13 protein-coding genes, 1 tRNA gene and 3 pseudogenes are annotated in these 17,198 nt (G+C 64.6%); 5 read left to right on the top strand and 12 right to left on the bottom strand.

Annotated elements, in window-relative coordinates; genetic code table 11:
* Positions 1-36: 36 nt before the first annotated feature.
* Positions 37-2,784: a DNA polymerase I gene (gene polA, locus ABZW16_RS21275; protein WP_354957669.1), complete on the bottom strand. Its 2,748-nt coding sequence runs from the start codon at positions 2,782-2,784 to the stop codon at positions 37-39.
* A gap of 121 nt (positions 2,785-2,905) precedes the next feature.
* On the opposite strand from polA, the gene ABZW16_RS21270 reads away from it, so the two are divergent.
* Positions 2,906-3,331 carry a nuclear transport factor 2 family protein gene (locus tag ABZW16_RS21270; protein WP_354957668.1) on the top strand — a complete coding sequence of 142 codons (426 nt, stop codon included), beginning with the start codon at positions 2,906-2,908 and terminating at the stop codon, positions 3,329-3,331.
* A 25-nt stretch (positions 3,332-3,356) separates the two neighbouring features.
* Here ABZW16_RS21270 and ABZW16_RS21265 read toward each other — a convergent pair whose 3' ends face one another.
* The 8 genes and pseudogenes from ABZW16_RS21265 to ABZW16_RS21230 form a co-directional block, all read right to left on the bottom strand.
* Positions 3,357-4,370 carry a neutral zinc metallopeptidase gene (locus ABZW16_RS21265; RefSeq protein ID WP_354957667.1) on the bottom strand — a complete coding sequence of 338 codons (1,014 nt, stop codon included), beginning with the start codon at positions 4,368-4,370 and terminating at the stop codon, positions 3,357-3,359.
* Between the two features lie 83 nt (positions 4,371-4,453).
* Positions 4,454-6,130, bottom strand: coding sequence for a DUF885 domain-containing protein (locus tag ABZW16_RS21260; protein ID WP_354957666.1), 1,677 nt, complete (start codon positions 6,128-6,130; stop codon positions 4,454-4,456).
* A gap of 54 nt (positions 6,131-6,184) precedes the next feature.
* Entirely contained in the window at positions 6,185-6,880 is a 696-nt protein-coding gene (locus ABZW16_RS21255; RefSeq protein ID WP_354957708.1) for an ABC transporter ATP-binding protein, read from the bottom strand.
* A gap of 129 nt (positions 6,881-7,009) precedes the next feature.
* Positions 7,010-7,966 (bottom strand): annotated as a pseudogene (locus tag ABZW16_RS21250) (ABC transporter ATP-binding protein); the annotation flags it as partial.
* Positions 7,963-9,411, bottom strand: a complete 1,449-nt coding sequence (locus tag ABZW16_RS21245; RefSeq protein WP_354957665.1) for a branched-chain amino acid ABC transporter permease — start codon at positions 9,409-9,411, stop codon at positions 7,963-7,965. The gene ABZW16_RS21245 and the pseudogene ABZW16_RS21250, both read right to left, overlap by 4 nt.
* Positions 9,408-10,445 (bottom strand): branched-chain amino acid ABC transporter permease, encoded by a 1,038-nt coding sequence (locus tag ABZW16_RS21240; protein WP_354957707.1) that lies wholly within the window; start codon positions 10,443-10,445, stop codon positions 9,408-9,410. Before ABZW16_RS21240 ends, ABZW16_RS21245 begins: the two co-directional genes overlap by 4 nt.
* A gap of 93 nt (positions 10,446-10,538) precedes the next feature.
* Entirely contained in the window at positions 10,539-11,753 is a 1,215-nt protein-coding gene (locus tag ABZW16_RS21235) for a branched-chain amino acid ABC transporter substrate-binding protein (protein WP_354957664.1), read from the bottom strand.
* Positions 11,754-11,984: 231 nt separating this feature from the next.
* A complete protein-coding gene (locus ABZW16_RS21230) occupies positions 11,985-12,602 on the bottom strand; it encodes an ANTAR domain-containing response regulator (protein ID WP_354957663.1) in 618 nt (205 codons plus the stop codon).
* Between the two features lie 218 nt (positions 12,603-12,820).
* Here ABZW16_RS21230 and ABZW16_RS21225 point away from each other — a divergent pair.
* From ABZW16_RS21225 to ABZW16_RS21210, 4 genes are all read left to right on the top strand, one after another.
* Positions 12,821-12,907, top strand: a tRNA-Leu gene (locus tag ABZW16_RS21225).
* A 156-nt stretch (positions 12,908-13,063) separates the two neighbouring features.
* Positions 13,064-13,576: a DUF4188 domain-containing protein gene (locus ABZW16_RS21220; RefSeq protein WP_354957662.1), complete on the top strand. Its 513-nt coding sequence runs from the start codon at positions 13,064-13,066 to the stop codon at positions 13,574-13,576.
* 254 nt (positions 13,577-13,830) lie between these two features.
* A complete protein-coding gene (locus tag ABZW16_RS21215) occupies positions 13,831-14,451 on the top strand; it encodes a low molecular weight phosphatase family protein (protein WP_354957661.1) in 621 nt (206 codons plus the stop codon).
* Between the two features lie 118 nt (positions 14,452-14,569).
* Positions 14,570-14,995 carry a hypothetical protein gene (locus ABZW16_RS21210; RefSeq protein ID WP_354957660.1) on the top strand — a complete coding sequence of 142 codons (426 nt, stop codon included), beginning with the start codon at positions 14,570-14,572 and terminating at the stop codon, positions 14,993-14,995.
* Positions 14,996-15,135: 140 nt separating this feature from the next.
* Here ABZW16_RS21210 and ABZW16_RS21205 read toward each other — a convergent pair whose 3' ends face one another.
* The 3 genes and pseudogenes from ABZW16_RS21205 to ABZW16_RS21195 form a co-directional block, all read right to left on the bottom strand.
* Complete coding sequence (locus tag ABZW16_RS21205; RefSeq protein WP_354957659.1) at positions 15,136-16,044, bottom strand: acyl-CoA thioesterase II; 909 nt, start codon at positions 16,042-16,044, stop codon at positions 15,136-15,138.
* Positions 16,045-17,103 (bottom strand): annotated as a pseudogene (gene pyk / locus ABZW16_RS21200) (pyruvate kinase); the annotation flags it as partial.
* A pseudogene (locus tag ABZW16_RS21195) lies at positions 17,103-17,198 on the bottom strand (lincosamide nucleotidyltransferase Lnu(A)); the annotation flags it as partial. The pseudogenes pyk and ABZW16_RS21195, both read right to left, overlap by 1 nt.

Genomic DNA, 17,198 nt, shown 5'->3' with positions numbered 1-17,198 from the left:
GGCACACCGAATATCCGGTGTGCCGCACAACCGCACTCAGTGGGCGGCGGCGTCCCAGCTGCGGCCGGTACCGACGGACACATCCAATGGGACCGACAGGGTGATCGCCGAGGACATCTGTTCGCGAGCCAATGTGTCCAGGGTGTCCTTCTCCCCCTCGGCGACCTCGAAAACCAACTCGTCGTGGATCTGCAGCAGCATCCGCGAGCGCAGGCCCGCCTCCCGAATCGCCTTGTGCACGTTGATCATCGCTACCTTGATGATGTCGGCGGCGGTGCCCTGGATGGGTGCGTTGAGGGCCATGCGTTCGGCGGCCTCGCGGCGCTGGCGGTTACTGGAGTCCAGATCGGGCAGGTAGCGGCGGCGGCCGAAGAGGGTTTCGGTGTAGCCGACCTTGCGGGCCTGTTCGACGACCTCGTAGAGGTAGTCGCGGATGCCGCCGAAGCGATCGAAGTAGACGTCCATCTGCTCCTTGGCCTCCTGCGTGCTGATCTTCAGCTGGGTGGACAGGCCGTAGGAGCTCAGACCGTAGGCGAGACCGTAGGACATCGCCTTGATGCGGCGGCGCATCTCCGGATTGACCTCGGACAGCGGAATATCGAACGCCTTGGACGCGACGAAGGTGTGCAGATCCTCACCGGAGTTGAAGGCCTCGATCAGACCCTCGTCGCCGGAGAGGTGGGCCATGATGCGCATTTCGATCTGGCTGTAGTCCGCGGTCATCAGCGACTGGTAGCCGGGGCCGACGACGAAGGTGTCGCGGATCTGGCGGCCGGTGTCGGTGCGGATCGGGATGTTCTGCAGATTCGGTTCGGTCGAGGACAGTCGTCCCGTCGCGGCGATGGTCTGGTTGAAGGTGGTGTGGATGCGACCGTCGTCGGCGACGGATTTGAGCAGACCATCGACGGTGACCTTGAGCCGGGTGGCATCACGGTGTTCGAGCAGATGCCGCAGGAATGGATGCTCGGTCTTCTCGAACAGCGATTCCAGTGCATCGGCGTCGGTGGTGTAGCCGGTCTTGGTGCGCTTGGTCTTCGGCATATCGAGTTCGTCGAACAGCACCACCTGCAGCTGCTTGGGCGAGCCGAGGTTGATCTGCTTGCCGATCACCCCATAGGCGGCATTGGCCGCATCGCTGACCTTGTCGGCGAATTGCCGCTGCAGGGTCTCGAGCTGGTCGATATCGACCGCGATGCCCGCATTCTCCAGTTCGGCGAGCACACCGAGCAGAGGCAGCTCCATATCGTCGAGCAGCGCGCTGGATTCGATCTGGCGCAGTTCGCCGTCGAGCGCATCGGCGAGGTCGAGCACCGCCCTGGCACGTAGCATTTCGGTCCGCGCGGCCTCGACGTCGACGGTGTCCGCATCGTCGAGCAGCGACAGCTGCGGGGTTTCGTCGGTCTCGGCGCGCAGTTCGCGGTGCAGATAGCGCAGTGACAGATCGTCGAGGTTGAAGCTGCGCTGGCCCGGGCGGACCAGGTAGGCGGCCAGGGCGGTGTCGCTGGTGAGACCGGCCAGGGTCCAGCCGCGCCCGCGCAGCGCGTGCATCGCGGCTTTGGCCTCGTGCAGCGCCTTCGGCACGGCGACATCGGCGAGCCAGGCGCCAAGGGCGGCTTCGTCTTCCGGGGTCAGCACGGCGACGTCGATATAGCCGCTTTCACCGTCCGCGCCCGCAATGGCGAGCGCACGCACGTCACCGTTGCCCGGCGCGCTGGTGCCGACGACCGAAATACCATGGCGGACACCGGCTTTCGCATGCTCTGCAAGCCAGGCGGCGACCGCACCGACTTCGAGCGCGCCACCGCTGATCTCGAAGCCGGATTCGGCCTCGGGCTCCGGCGGGGCGAGGGTTTCGAAGAGCCGGTCGCGCAGTACCCGGAACTCCAGATCGTCGAAGAGCTGGTGGATCTTATTGCGATCCCACGGCTGCTGGGCCAGTTGTTCGGGGGTGTAGGGCAGCGAGACATCGCGGACCATCTCGGTGAGCTGGCGGTTGAGCACCACACTGCTGAGATTGGCGCGCAGCGCGTCGCCGACCTTGCCCTTCACCTCGTCCACCTTGTCGACAAGGGTGGCAAGGTCGCCGTATTCGCGAATCCACTTGGCGGCCGTCTTCTCCCCGACCCCGGGAATGCCGGGCAGGTTATCGCTCGGGTCGCCGCGCAGCGCCGCGTAGTCCGGGTACTGGGCCGGGGTGAGCTGATATTTGGCCATCACCTCATCGGGGGTGAAGCGAGTGAGATCGGAGACGCCCTTGCGTGGGTACAGCAGGGTGACGTCATCGCTGACGAGTTGGATGGCGTCGCGGTCACCAGAGACGATGAGGACGCGGAACCCCTCGGACACCGCCTGGGTGGCGATGGTGGCGATCAGATCGTCGGCCTCGAAGCCGTCGATCGCCATCACCGGGATGCCCATGGCGCCGAGCACATCCTTGGTGAGTTCGACCTGACCGCGGAACTCATCGGGCGTGGCACTGCGCCCCGCCTTGTACTCCGGATATGCCTCGGTACGGAAAGTCTTGCGACTGACATCGAAGGCCGCCGCGATATGCGTCGGCTTCTCGTCCCGCAACAGGTTGATCAGCATTGCGGTGAATCCGTACACCGCATTCGTGGTCTGCCCGGTGACCGTCTTGAAGTTCTCCGCGGGCAATGCGAAGAATGCGCGATAGGCAATCGAATGCCCATCCAACAGCAACAACGTCGGCTGCTCACCGGCTGCCACGGCTGTACCCGCCGCCTTTGGGGCACTGGAACGCTGATCAGTAGTCGCTGGGGTCACGTGCAAGAGTCTAGGGAGCCCCACCGACAATCCACAGCTGCGGCACCCCTTAGTGATGCGAGTCCAGCGAGCCGTCTGATTTCCGCCAGAAGCGGTTCGGCTCGGCGGCCATGATTTCCCGGTGACCACAACCCGCGCAGCACTGCAGAACTTCTTCGCCGCCGAAGCCGCCTACATCACCGAGGGCGCGAACTTCGATGCGATGGCCGCCTGCTTGGCCCCCGATGTCGTCATGTACCAGGCCGACCATCTCCCCTATGGCGGCGAATGGCACGGCCCCGATGGCATCGAGAAGTTCATGGCGGCAATGAGCCGGACCTGGGGGTCGTTGGAATTCATCGAGCAGCGGTTCGTGGTCGACGGCGAGACGGTGGTCATCTACAACCGCGGCCGACTGCTGGCCCGCGCCACGGGCCGGATGCTGGAGACCTCGGTAATGCAGCTGATGACCTTCCGCGACGGTCTGATCACCGAGATCCGGCCGTTCTATCTGGATACCGCGGCCGTACTCGAGGTGCTGACCGAGGATCGACCCGCAGCGCAGTAGTCGAATCCGCCGCTCAGCAGCGCGGCTATTCGACGTGGGCCGGGGAGCTGTACCAGGTGTTGCACTCCCAGGTGTCGCCCTTGTCGGAGCCCCATTTCCACCAGCCCCACACGTTTTCCTCGGTGCCCTGCATGCGCGGATTGCCGGTCTCGCCGGTGCTGCGGACGGTATGGGAGGCCTCGTTCCAGGTTTGTTCGTCGATATCGGCGCGACCGAAGTTGGTGCCGAGGAACATTCCGGAGAAGCAGCGGGCCTGCAGTTCCATGCGACGGCTTTGTTCCTGGCCCGCAGAGCTGTCCTTGCCGAGGGTCGACCGTTTTTCGGTGTAGGCCTGCATGACGCCGATCAAGTTCTGCACATGGTGTCCGTATTCGGTGGTGAGTACGGCCAATTGGGCACCGCGGCGCGAGCCGCTGGCCAGCGGGCGCATCGCGTCGTACGGCAGGACCAAAGTTTCGTCGAGGGCGCAGTAGAAGGTCGTCGGGCCGTTGCGCAGCCGCTGCACACACTGACTGGTGACGTCACGGGATTGTGTGGGGGCGAGTAGCCGCGGCGGATGGAACGGCAGTCCGGCGCCGCGCAGTGTCGGTTCCCAGGATGCGTCGAGGCAGGCGATCGCGGCCCGATAGAACGCCCGCGCCGCCTCCGGATCGTCGCGCCAGGCGGGCAATTTGCAATCGACCCTGCCGAGGCCCGCATGCTGGGCGAAGAGCGGATGGTCGGCAAGCGCCTGCACCGGGCGACTCGACGCCACCGGCATCCCGGCCGGGGCCGCTCCGGCCAGCGGTGCCGCAGCGACCGGCGGCGCGCCGTCGCCCACCGGATTCGCCGACCCGGGCAGTGCACCGGCGAATCCCGGCATCATCGAATTATCGGAAATCACACGCGCCGTACGCATTTCACCGGCGTCGGCGGCCCGTCCGTGCACCACGAGCAGTGTTACGGCCGTCAGCGCGCCGACCACACCGAATACCACCCAGGCGAGCACCAGCCGCCTGCCGCGCAACGGACCGAGCCGAGAGCTGAACGTGCTGTTCATGATTCCCCTGTGGAGCTCGATCACCGCACCTTCATTGGAACCCCGCCCCACCGCGCACGCAACTCGGGAACGGGGTCAGCGGGTCACAGTGTGGCCACAAGTTCACGCAGCACCGGCAGGCTGACCGACCCGGAGCCGAGCACCACATCGTGGAATGCCTTGATATCGAAGGCAGCACCGAGCCGCTCGGCGGCCTCGCGGCGCTGACCGCGAATCTCGAGCTGGCCGACCTTGTACGCGACGGCCTGCCCCGGCATGGCGATATACCGGTCGACCTCGACCTCGATCTCGGCCAGCCCGACCGGCGCGTTGGCGACCATGAAGTCGATGGCCTGCTGACGGCTCCAGCCCTTGGCGTGGATGCCGGTGTCGACGACGAGTCGGCACGAGCGCCATGAGTCGGCCGCGAGCATCCCGACACGATCCAAATCGTTGGCGTACAAGCCCATTTCGTCGGCCAGACGTTCGGTGTAGAGCGCCCAGCCTTCGACGAAGGCGGTATTGGCGAAGGACTGCCGTTGGAAGCGCGGCAGGTGATCGAGCTCATTGGCGATGGTCAGCTGCAGATGATGTCCCGGAATCGCCTCGTGGTAGGCCACCGCCGCCGTCTCGTAGCGGCTGCGGCCGGTGGGTTCGTGCTGGTTGACGAAGTAGGTGCCGGGCCGGGAGCCGTCCGCGGCGGGCGGAAAGTAGTACGCCGCGGGCGCATCCGCGGCCAGGAAGTCCGGCACCGCGACGATATCGCAGGTTTCCTTGGGCAGGCGGCCGAACCAGTTGCCCATCTCCGCGACCGCGGCACCGAGCGCGCGTCGCGCATCGGCCATGATCTCCTCGCCACTGACGTAACGCAGCTCCGGATCCCGGCGCAGCCGGGTGAAGATCTCGGTGGTATCGGTGGTGCCGAACAACCGGGTGCCCACGGCGGCGTATTCCTCACGCAGCATCACCAATTCGGATAAGCCGAGTTCGTGGATCTCCTCCGCGCCCAGGTCGGGCAGGGTGGTGTGGCGGCGCAACTGTCGCTGGTAGATATCCTCGCCGTCGGCACCGAGCCAGCACAGACCGCATTTGTCATCGGAACGGGCGGCCGGACGCAGTTCGTCGGCCAGTACGTCCCGATAACGTTGGAAGGCAGGGCGAATCACATCGCGGGCGACCTCGGTGAGTTCGGCGCGCCAGGCCGCCTCCCAAGGCCAATCCGCCGGTCCGGCGAAGGTGGTGAACGGGTCGGTGGCGAGATCGGAGGCGAGGTAGCCGTCGAGCTGATTGAGTGAGCGCTCGATGGTGATGCGCGCGGGTGCGCGGCCCGCGGCCAGGCCGTTGCGGAACTGCTGGACCGCCTGGTCGAACATCGTGCCGAATCGCCGATACCGCTGCACCAGGGCGAGCGCGTTTTCCGGCTGCGGCGCGTTGGTCTGGGGGGCCATCATGAGCATTCCGGCGTGCACGCCGTCCATCTGGTCCGAGGCCAGTTCGGTCGGCCGCCACGCCAAATTATCGATGGCCGTATCCAATTCGGTCCGCAGCAGGCTGCGGGTGACCCGGTCGTCACCGCTCAGCCTTTCGCCATCGAGGCCGACGACCTGATCGCGCAGCTCGCGCAGGGTCGTCAGCAGCCGCTGCTGGGCCTCGGACGACAAGTCCTCGATGCGGTCATCGAAGCGGTGGTCGCCGAGCAGAGTAGCCGTGCTCGGCGCGGCCGCCAGCACGCTGTCCCAGTAGCGGTCGGCCAGATTCGTGAGTTCGTCGTGCCCGTCCATGATCGCCATCATGCCTCGAGGCGTCCATGGACGGGCCCGACTTGTCGCCGACTCTTATCCCACGCCCAGGTAGGCCGACTTCACCGCGGGATCGGTGAGCAGCTCCCCGCCGATACCACTCTTGGTGACCCCACCGGTCTCCAGGATGTAGGCGCGATCGCTACGGGTCAGCGCCTGCTGGGCGTTCTGCTCCACCAGCAGTACGGTGGTGCCCTGCTGGTTGATCTCGCTGATGATCCGGAAGATCTGCTGAATCACCATGGGCGCCAGGCCCATCGACGGTTCATCGAGCAGCAGCAGGCGCGGGCGGGCCATGAGCGAGCGGCCGATGGCCAGCATCTGCTGCTCACCGCCGGAGAGCGTGCCGCCGACCTGCTTGCGCCGCTCCGACAGCCGCGGGAACAGTTCGAAGACCCATTCCAGCGTTTGACCGTATTCCACCTTCTGCTTGAAAGCCCTACCGTAGCAACCCATATCGAGGTTCTCCTGGACCGTCATACCGGGGAAGACACCCCGGCCCTCCGGTGCCTGGATCAACCCGTGCGTGACCCGCTCGTGCGCCTTCATCTGGGTGATATCGCGGCCCTCGAACTTGATCTTGCCGCGAGTCAGCGGCAGCAGACCCGACAGCGCACGCATGGTGGTGGTCTTGCCCGCACCATTCGCACCGAGCAGCGTGACCAGCTCACCCTCCGCCACACGCAGCGAAACCCCGTGCAGCGCTTGAATTCTGCCGTAGTTGACCACCATATCGTCGACCTCGAGCAGCGGCGGCGCTTGGCTGAAGTCACGGGCCGCGGGCTCGACGGGTGCGGCCGGTTCGGCGGCGGGCGGTTCCGGTTCGACCACTTCGGTTGTGGCGGTGACCTTTTCGGCCGCGGCACCCTCGGTATCGGGGACACCGAGGTAGGCCGCGATCACATCCGGGTTGTCGCGGATCTCCGCGGGCAGCCCATCGGCGATCTTGCGACCGAACTCCAGCACCACGATTCGATCCGTGACACCCATGACCAGGCGCATATCGTGCTCGATCAGCAGCACGGTGAACCCGTCGTCACGGATCTTGCGGATCAGATCCATCAGCGCCGACTTCTCGCTCGGATTGAACCCGGCGGCGGGCTCGTCCAGGCAGAGCAGTTTCGGCTCGGTGGCCAGCGCGCGGGCGATCTCCAGTCGGCGCTGATCGCCATAGGAGAGATTGCGTGCCTTCTCCACCGCACGCGGTGCGATACCGACGAATTCGAGCAGGGCCATGCCGCGCTCGATCGCGTCCTTCTCCTCGCTGCGATGCCGCGGGGTGCGGAAGATGGCACCGGGCACCGAGGTCTTATGCCTGGCGTCGGTGCCGACCACCACATTTTCCAGCGCGGTCATCTCACCGAAGAGCCGCACATTCTGGAAGGTGCGCGCGATTCCGAGCCGGGTGATCTCATTGCGCTTGGTCTTCGTCAGCGGTTTGCCGTCGAAATACACCAGCCCCGAGGCCGGTTTGTAGACACCGGTAATGGCGTTGAAGCAGGTCGTCTTGCCCGCGCCATTGGGTCCGATCAGTCCGAGGATTTCGCCGCGGCGGATCTCGAAGCTGACCTTGTCCAATGCGGTCAGACCGCCGAACTTCACCGTGAGCTCATCGGTGCGCAGCAGAGGCGCACCCACCGCGGTTTCGATTTCGCGGTGTGGCGCAACCACATCCGCGACGACCTCGGCATCGGCGAGCACCGGGATCACGGCGGTGACATCGACCTCACCCGCGCTCTCGACCTCCGGCGGAGCCGCATAGCCGGCCGCCATATCCTCATTGTCGAACAGGGCGTCACCCGCGCCGGGCCCGGTCATTGTCCTGCTCCGATCAATTCACGCTCGGCCGGTTTGCGCACGGCCTGATACACCTGCCTACCGAAGGTGAGCAGCTTCTGCCGCACCGGGAACAGACCCTGTGGCCGCAGAATCATCATGACCACCAAGGTAATTCCGAAGTACATGTACTTGAGGTCACCGAGGGACTGCGCACCGCCGACGCGGAACAGCAATACGCTGCCGAGCAGCAGCGCTCCCATGACGCCGGTGACCACCATGCCCGCGATACAGCCGCGCCGCGGCCACGGGCTCAGATCGTCGCTCTTGTATTTCCAGACGACGACCAACCCGACGAAGACCAGCACATCGATCGCCAACAGGATGTATCCGGTGGACTCATTGCTCACCAATTTCACCGACTGCAGCCGCGCCGGCAGATAGGCGATGATGAACGCGCCGAAGATGACGCCGAGCTTATTGCCCTGACCACCGATGACGACCGCGCACAGGAACAGCATCGAGTTGATGATGTTGAACCCGGTCGGGCTGATGAACTGAACCTGTCCGGCGTAGATCGCACCGGACATGCCGCCGACCGCGGCACCGATCAAAAAGGCCCACAGCTTGAACTTGAAGGTCGGCACGCCCATGATCTCGGCGGCATCCTCGTCCTCGCGGATGGCCACCCAGGCGCGGCCGACCCGGCTGCGTTCCAGATTGCCGACGATCAGCAGCACGATGATCACCAGCACCATCGCGAACCAGTACCACCAGGTGCCATAGCTGGCCCGGTCCAGCAGATTCGCGCTATCGGCATTGCCGCTGTTACCGCCGGAGAAGACGCCCTCCGGCTTGCTGTCGGATTCGCCGAAGTGCGGGAAGGCGACACCGGACAGACCAAGGCTGCCATTGGTGATGTCGGAGAGATTGTCGGCGAGCAACCGGACGATCTCACCGAAGCCCAGGGTGACGATCGCCAGATAGTCACCGCGCAGCCGCAGCGTCGGGGTGCCGAGGATGATGCCGGAGATGGCCGTCACCGCGACCGCGATCGGCAGACAGGCCATCCAGGCCCAGGTCGGATTCAGCCAGCCGCCATCGGTCTGATTCCACGGACTGTTGGGACTGGTGAGCAGGCCGACGGTATAGGCGCCGATGGCGTAGAAGCCGACGTAGCCGAGGTCGAGCAGACCCGCCTGTCCGACGACGACATTCAGGCCGATGGCGATCAGCGCGTACATCGCGACCTGCGCCATGACCAGGCCGAAGTTATAGCCGGGCGTATCGAGCAGCGGCGGCGGGAACAGCGGAAGCAATGCGAGCAGAATGAGAATCGGCACGCCGACGCCCCATTGCGCGGGGCGGCTCAGGCCGTCCCACCAGGTCCGAATCGAATCGCCGACACCATGTCTCGGCGCTGCCGCCTTCGGCTGCTCCGGCGTCTCCGGCGACGGAGCATCGGGTGTCTTGGTCAGGTCGGTCATGCGCGGGCCCTCCCGAGGCTCTCACCGAGGATGCCGGTCGGGCGCACCATCAGCACCAGCACCAGCACAACGAAGGCGACGACATCTCGCCATTCCGAGCCGAGCAGCGATTGGCCGTACTGTTCCACCACACCGAGCAGGATGCCGCCGAGCAGCGCACCGCGCAGATTGCCGATGCCACCGAGCACCGCGGCGCTGAATGCCTTGATGCCGAGGATGAATCCGCCGGAGTAGATGATGCCCTGCGGAATCTTGATCGCGTAGAGCAGCGCGGCCGCACCCGCGAGCACGCCGCCGATGAAGAACGTCAGCATGATGACCCGCTCCCGCGAAACGCCCATCAGCGTTGCGGTATCAGGATCCTGCGCGACGGCGCGAATGCCGCGCCCGAATTTGGTCCGGTTGATCAACACCTCGGTCACAATCGCCAGCGCGATCGCGGCCAGCACGATGAGCACCTTGATGTTGTCGATGTCGGCACCGAAGAAGCTGAACTGCACGCTCGGCTCGACCAATTTGACCGGCTGCTGTGCGTTGGTGCCACCGAGTTTGGGATTGATCTTCGGCAGGATGAAGTGCACGAACTCCTGGATCACGAACGACATGCCGATCGCGGTGATCAGGAAGCTGAGCGGTTTGGCCCCGCGTTTACGCAACGGCCGATAGGCCACGCGCTCCAATCCGACTGCGGCGCCACCGGATACCAACATGCCGATGATCATCGCGAGCGCGAGATAGACGACGGTCAGGACTATGCCCTGGGTGTACACGTCGGGATTCGCCACGAAGCCGAACAGCATGAGCCCGATCAATTGACCGAACATGCCGAGCATGAATATTTCCGAATGGGCGAAATTGATCAGCCGCAATACGCCGTAGACCAATGTATAGCCCACGGCGACCAAGGCATAAATTGAGCCGTAGGTCACCCCGTCGACGGTCAGTCGCCAGAAGTTATCGATCACCCCGTGGTAGTTGAAGTCGATCGATCCGCTGGCGAGTTGTACAGCGCCAGCCAATGCCGTTGATTTCATTCGTCTTGTGCCCTCATACTTCATTCGCCCACCGGACAGCGGCACACACGGGGGTTCACGACCCTCGTACGTGCCGCTGTCCAGGTTGTGGGGCTACTTGACCTCGTAGATCCAGATCAGCGCGTTGGACAATTCGCCGGTCGGATTCCACTTGTACTGACGCGCCAGACCGTTGCCGTCATAGGACCGCACGTATTCCAGCAGGTCGGGACGGGTCAGCTTACCGCCGTCGATGCCCTTGGCAAGGATCGTGGTCAGGTCGTAGCCCTCGACCGAGTAGACACCCGGCTCCTGACCGTTGAGGGCCTGGTAGTCCGCGGCGAACTTGTCCGGCGCCGGACCACACGGGCACGAGAGCACCGCACCCTTGGACGAGCTACCGGCCTGCGCGACGAACTGCGGGTCGTTGGTGCCGTCGGCGGAGACGAAGACCGCCTTCACGCCACCGGACTTCAGCTGCTGGGCCAGGGGCGCACCCTCGGAGTAGTAGCCGGAGTAGAAGACCGCGTCGGGCGCGGCGCTCGCGATCTTGGTGACCGTGGCGGAGAAGTCCTTATCGCCCTTCTTGATGCTGGCATTGCAGGACGCGTCGTTCGCGGAGCCGAGGCCCTCGACGATCGACTTGGCCAGACCGGTGCCGTAGTCGGTGTTGTCCTGGATGACGCAGACCTTCTTGTAGCCCGCGGTGTTGACCAGGTACTTACCGACGGACGGACCCTGCACGCCGTCATTGGCCAGACCGCGGAAGAAGCTGGTCCAGCCGTTCTGGGTCAGCGTCTCGTTGGTGGCCGATGAGGTCGTGGAGACCAGGCCCGCGTCGCTGAGGATCTTGCCGGTCGCCTTGGTCTCACCGGAGAACGCCGGACCGACCAGACCGATGACCGACTTGTCGTTGACGATCTGCGGGATGACCTGGGTGGCCTTCTGCGGGTCGCCCTCGGTGTCGAACTGCTTGAGTTCGATCTTGCAGCCCGGGTTGGCCTTGTTGTGCTTGTCCAGCGCGAGCTTGACGCCATCGACAATGTTGATGCCGAGGGCCGCGTCCGGACCGGTCAGCGCGCCCGCCATGGCGATCGATGTGCCGGCCGGACAGGTGGCCTTGCCATCACCGGCCGGGTCGGCGGCAGCGGAGCTGTCCGACTTCGGCACCTGCTTGCCGTTGGCGTCGATCTGCATGACCGGCTGAATCTTCAAACCACCGGCGCCACCAGCGCCGGAGGTGCCGCCCGAGCCGCTGTCGGTCGATTTATCGCTGCACCCCGTCAGCACGAGCGCGGCGGCGGCTCCTATGGCCAATGCGCCCCGCATCGAACGACTGCGCCATGTCGAACTAAGCACGTTTCACCTCTACGTCCTGTGCTCCCCCGGGCTCTCTCCGAGGAGGCCGACCACGTCAGCCCGGTCAGAACATAGCGTTGGTACGTTAGCTCCGCATCACATTCGGGTCATCCGATCGACATCGTTTCGAATTTTTCATCGCGATCCGGTTTCCGGGAAGTAAAATTTCCGACCTTGATCGGCCGGGGCGCACGGACCGTCCTACTTCGGGGCGAGATTTTCCAGCACTACCTCGGCTACCGCCTTCATGGTAGTGCGGCGGTCCATCGCCGTGCGCTGAATCCACTTGAACGCCTGCGGTTCTGATAATCCCTGGGTCTGCATGAGCACGCCCTTGGCCCGCTCGACGAGCTTGCGCGTCTCCAGGCGTTCGGCCAGATTGGCGACCTCGCTCTCGAGAGCGGTGATCTCGTGGAAGCGACTGGCCGCCAGTTCGATGGCGGGCACCAGATCCGATTTTGTGAACGGCTTGACCAGATAGGCCATCGCACCGGCATCGCGGGCCCGCTCGACCAGGTCACGCTGACTGAACGCGGTCAGAATCACCACCGGCGCAACGCGTTTCGAGGCGATCTCGGCCGCCGCGTCGATACCGTCGCGGCGCGGCATCTTCACATCCATGATGACCAGATCCGGCCGGTGCTCCACCGCCAGATCGACCGCCTGCTGGCCGTCGCCCGCCTCACCGACAACCTGATAGCCCTCTTCGGTCAGCATCTCCACCAGATCCATACGGATGAGCGCCTCGTCCTCCGCGACGACGACCCGCTTGGCCCCGGCGTCCCGCTTCGTGCCGGCGCCCCCTGCTGTGTTGCTCATAGGTAGACCCCTCTGGTTCCGATGCCGTGTCCCCGACACGCGAAAAGGTGGCCGTGGTCGTACCGGTCCATCGACCCACCGTCGCTATCGAGTGCTGTAAAGACTACCTTTCAGTTCCGCATACAACCCATATACCCTGCGCAAACGGGGCGACGATCACTCTCGAGCCAACCCATTCGTGTTTTTCGACAGTCACCCGCTATGCTTTCTCACCGTGCGCCGATTTGGCGGAACTGGCAGACGCGACGGTCTCAAAAACCGTTGTCCGAAAGGACGTGTGGGTTCGAGTCCCACAATCGGCACCAACTCGAGAACGGCCCATGCCCATAGGGAGCATGGGCCGTTCTCTTTGGCGGTGGTCATGGCCGCTACCCGGGGGTGGTCGTCGAACCGAAGCTTCGCCTGGGCCGTTGTTCCTGCATAGGGTTGCAAGTAGGCGCCCTGGTTGCGGAGGTTGCGACATGCGGGTGAACAGGACCACCGTCGACCTGTCCGGGTATCCGGATCTGGTCGTCATCTATCTCGGGATGCGGGTGCGCAAGCCACGCGGCATGCTGCGATTGCTCGGCCTCGGCCCGAAACTCTATCGGTCGCACCAGGATCGCCCGGATGGGCTGTTATCGCACGAGGACGTGATCTGGTCGCTGTTCCCGCCGCATTGGGGGGCGCGGCAGTATTGGCGGGACCTGGATTCGCTGGAACGCTGGACACGCTCAGCGCCGCACCGGGATTGGTGGCAGAAGTTCCTGCACGACTCCGGTGGGACCGGGTTCTGGCACGAGGCCTACTTCATGCGCGGCGGGATCGATGCGATGTACGACGATATGACGGGAACCTCGGGGCTGCCGCGATTCGCGCCCGTCGTCGCCTCGCGCGGCAGGAGGTTCTCGACCCGGGGGCGGGTGAACAACGAAGACGCCAAGGCGGCGCCGGTGGTTGCCGAATCCACCTACTACTCAGCGGAGTCCGACTGAGACGGGCCGAATCGGTTCCCAAACGTGGCGATACCGTGATGGTTGAAATCGGTTGTGCCGGGGTAACTTCAGCACGACGCCCAGACCTCGATTACCGATCGGCCGACTACCGGCAACGCGCATCGAGCGTCTCTCTGAATACCGGGGCGTACTTCGTGTACGGCAATTGACCAGCAGATGAATAAGTGCTCGTCGGGCTGTGATTCCGCGTCGACGGCCTTCTGGTCGGCGCTCGCGCGGCTTACCGTATCGGCATGCACGTCCTGTTCGTCTGCAACGGCAATGTCTGCCGTTCGGTGATCGCCGAGCGGCTCACCCGCGCCGTAGCGGTCGAATACGATCTGCCCGGACTCACCGCCGAGAGCGCGGGAACCCGTGCGCTGGTGGGATTTCCGGTGGAACCGCTCGCGGCACGCGCCATCGAGGGACTCGGGGCCAATGCCGACAATTTCCGGGCGCGCAAGCTCAAGCCGGAGCTGATCGACCGTGCGGACCTGGTACTCGCCATGACCGAACAGATCCGGGATCAGGCGGCGGGGATGGGCTTCGGCGCGGGGTCACGGACTTTCACACTGCTGGAGGCGCACCGCATCGCCAAGGTGACCGGGGCGGATACGATCGCGGATCTGCACCGCGCCCGCCACGATCTCGCGCTGGTCGGCCGGGAGAACATCGCCGATCCGGTCGGCCTGTCGGAATCCGCGTTCTGCCAAGTTGGTGACCAGATCGCCGATGCGCTGGTGCCACTGCTGCTGGCGTTGGCTCCGCACGAGCAGGCCAGGCCGGTCGAAGACGAGCGCGGCGGCCTCGTCGTACAACCCGGGTCGGCGCCCGCGCCGCTGGCAGCCTTTCTTGCCGCCCAGCGGATCAGGTGACACGCAGGGCGCAGTGTCCAAGTGATAGCGAGAGGGACTACACTCCCCCTGCGCGCATGCGCCCGCTTCCACGGATAGCTTCCGCCGTTGATGGTTCGACACACGACAGGAATCAGACATGCCGAAACGAATTTCGGATGTTTCGCTCCATGTTTATGTCACACCGGAAACCCTCGATCGCGTCGTCGATTCGGTACGCGAGGTGGTGGACGACCACCTCCAGGACCGCGATGTCTTCGCCTGGCGCTTCACCCTCCCCGTCGAGCCCGATGCGCCCGAGCACATCCTGCTCGAAACCCAGTGGCGGGTAGACCATCCCGGCCAGGAGCCCAGTACTCGGCACACCTATGAGATCGCACTCAGCCTGGTCGGTGCCCCGCGCGATCTGACCGCGCCGAGCCTGGCCGCGCTGGAAAAGCGACTGATGTTGGAAACCGCAAGCTGCCCAACGGATCTGGAGATACCACGAACCATCCGGGTGCAGCGCCGCGACAGCTTCGACTTCGAAACCGAGCGCGAACGATTCCGCCTACCCGGGCCTTAGAACGCAGAAGTCGGACGACACGCAGTTCCATTCCGGCTCTGCGTCATACGTTTTGGGTCATGCGTTTCGGGCGTACCCGATTGTTACCCATGTGCTCGCGAAATCAGTTGGCACTGTCCGCGAACACATGGGCACCAGCCTCATCCGCGGGATGGGAAGTGCCGGATGACACCTTCCTGCACGGTGGTGGCGAGCAATTCGCCACTGCGCGAGAAGAATCGGCCGGTTGCCAGGCCACGTGAACCGGCGGCCACCGGGGATTCGGTGGCGTAGAGCGCCCAGTCATCGAAGCGGAACGGGCGGTGGAACCAGATCGAATGGTTGATCGTCGCGGCCACGATGCGGTCCAGACCCCAGGACAGGCCATGAGTGGTGATGATCGAATCCAGCACTGTGGTGTCGGACGAATAGCCGAGCGCCGCAACGTGGATCAGCGGATCATCGGGCAGCCTGCCATCGGTGCGCATCCATACGCGGTTGTGGTTGAGCCGCTCCCCCGTGCCCTTCAGGATCCAGGCGGGGTCATTGGTGTAGCGCATATCGATCGGACGCGGCGCCTTGATGAACATCTCCAGCTTGTCCTCCAAGCCTTCGAAGCTCTCCTCGACGCGCGGCAGCGTCTCCGGATCAGGCACCTCCGGCTGGGCGTGCGCGTGCTCGAGCCCCTTGCCCCAATCCTGGAACGCGGCGAGCATGACGAACAGCTCCTGATCGTCCTGGGTCGCGGTGACGGTGCGGTTGGCCAGGGAACGCCCGTCACGATGGCGGTCGACCCGGTATTCGATCGGCTTCTTCACATCGCCGCCGCGCACGAAATGCGCATTGACCACGTGCAGCGGCCGGTCGCCGTCGACCGTACGTCCGGCCGCCATGATCGCCTGCGATACGAGCTGACCGCCGAATGTGCGGCTCCAGACCTTCTCCGGATGCTGGCCGACGAAGACGTCCTCGTCGACCTGTTCCAGATCCAGCAGTTCGAGCAGCACATCCAGGTCGGAACCCGCCGTTGCGGCACCAAGGCCGACGGCGCCACCTAGCGAAGCACTCACCTAATGGTCCTCCTCACCGATACGGTGCACATGGATCAGATTGGTGGAGCCGACAGTACCGGGCGGGGAGCCTGCCACGATTACCACCAGATCACCTTTTTGGTATCGCTCCATGGACAGCAGTGCTACATCCACCTGGTGGATCATCGCATCGGTGCTGTCCACCGTCGGGACAATGAAGGTTTCGGTGCCCCAAGTGAGCGACAGCTGGCTGCGCACCTCGGGAAGAGGGGTAAACGCCAGCAACGGCAGCGGGGTGTGCAAACGGGCCAGGCGGCGAACCGTATCGCCGGACTGGGTGAAGGCGACCAGCGCCTTGGCATTGAGCCGCTCGCCGATATCGCGGGCGGCATAGGAGATGACACCGCGCTTGGTGCGCGGCACATGGGTCAGCGGTGGTACCCGGGTGGATTCGGTCTCCACGGCGTGCACGATCCGGGCCATGGTGCGCACCGTTTCGATCGGGTACGCGCCGACCGAGGTCTCACCGGAGAGCATCACCGCATCCGCACCGTCGAGCACCGCATTGGCCACATCGGAGGCCTCGGCGCGGGTCGGGCGGGAGTTCTCGATCATCGACTCCAGCATCTGGGTGGCGACGATGACCGGCTTGGCATTCTCCCGAGCCATTTGGATGGCGCGCTTCTGCACGAGCGGCACCTGTTCGAGCGGCAGTTCGACACCGAGGTCACCGCGGGCCACCATGACCGCGTCGAAGGCGAGCACGATGGCCTCGAGGTTGTCGATGGCCTCGGGCTTCTCCAACTTGCCGATCACCGGGACGCGGCGCCCGACGCGATCCATCACGTCGTGTACCAGCTCGACGTCCGAGGGCGAGCGCACGAAGGACAGCGCGATGAAGTCGACGCCGAGCTTGAGCGCGAATTCGAGATCCTCGATGTCCTTCTCGGAGAGCGCGGGCACCGAGACGTCCATGCCGGGCAGCGAGACGCCCTTGTTATTGCTGACCGGACCGCCCTCGGTCACCCGGCAGACGACGTCGTTGCCCTCGACCCGGGTGACCGTGACGCCGACCTTGCCGTCGTCGATGAGCAGGCGCCCCAACCACCGTCTAACCAATAAGTGACTTCTAAGTTTTCGAATAAATCTAAAATGTAAAATAAGTTTTCTTCTGTTACGTCATTTTTTTTCAT

The sequence above is a fragment of the Nocardia sp. NPDC004604 genome (genome assembly GCF_040609795.1).
Taxonomy (GTDB): Bacteria; Actinomycetota; Actinomycetes; order Mycobacteriales; family Mycobacteriaceae; genus Nocardia.
Note: the sequence above shows the minus strand (reverse complement) of the source record. Positions and strands in the feature narration are given on the sequence as shown.

Coding starts and splice junctions, on each gene's coding strand:
- ABZW16_RS21265 (WP_354957667.1), bottom strand. CDS start 4,370: ATGAACAGCACGTTCAGCTCTCGGCTCGGTCCGTTGCGCGGCAGGCGG.
- ABZW16_RS21260 (WP_354957666.1), bottom strand. CDS start 6,130: ATGGACGGGCACGACGAACTCACGAATCTGGCCGACCGCTACTGGGAC.
- ABZW16_RS21255 (WP_354957708.1), bottom strand. CDS start 6,880: ATGGTGGTCAACTACGGCAGAATTCAAGCGCTGCACGGGGTTTCGCTG.
- ABZW16_RS21245 (WP_354957665.1), bottom strand. CDS start 9,411: ATGACCGACCTGACCAAGACACCCGATGCTCCGTCGCCGGAGACGCCG.
- ABZW16_RS21240 (WP_354957707.1), bottom strand. CDS start 10,445: ATGAAATCAACGGCATTGGCTGGCGCTGTACAACTCGCCAGCGGATCG.
- ABZW16_RS21235 (WP_354957664.1), bottom strand. CDS start 11,753: ATGCGGGGCGCATTGGCCATAGGAGCCGCCGCCGCGCTCGTGCTGACG.
- ABZW16_RS21230 (WP_354957663.1), bottom strand. CDS start 12,602: ATGAGCAACACAGCAGGGGGCGCCGGCACGAAGCGGGACGCCGGGGCC.
- ABZW16_RS21220 (WP_354957662.1), top strand. CDS start 13,064: ATGCGGGTGAACAGGACCACCGTCGACCTGTCCGGGTATCCGGATCTG.
- ABZW16_RS21215 (WP_354957661.1), top strand. CDS start 13,831: ATGCACGTCCTGTTCGTCTGCAACGGCAATGTCTGCCGTTCGGTGATC.
- ABZW16_RS21210 (WP_354957660.1), top strand. CDS start 14,570: ATGCCGAAACGAATTTCGGATGTTTCGCTCCATGTTTATGTCACACCG.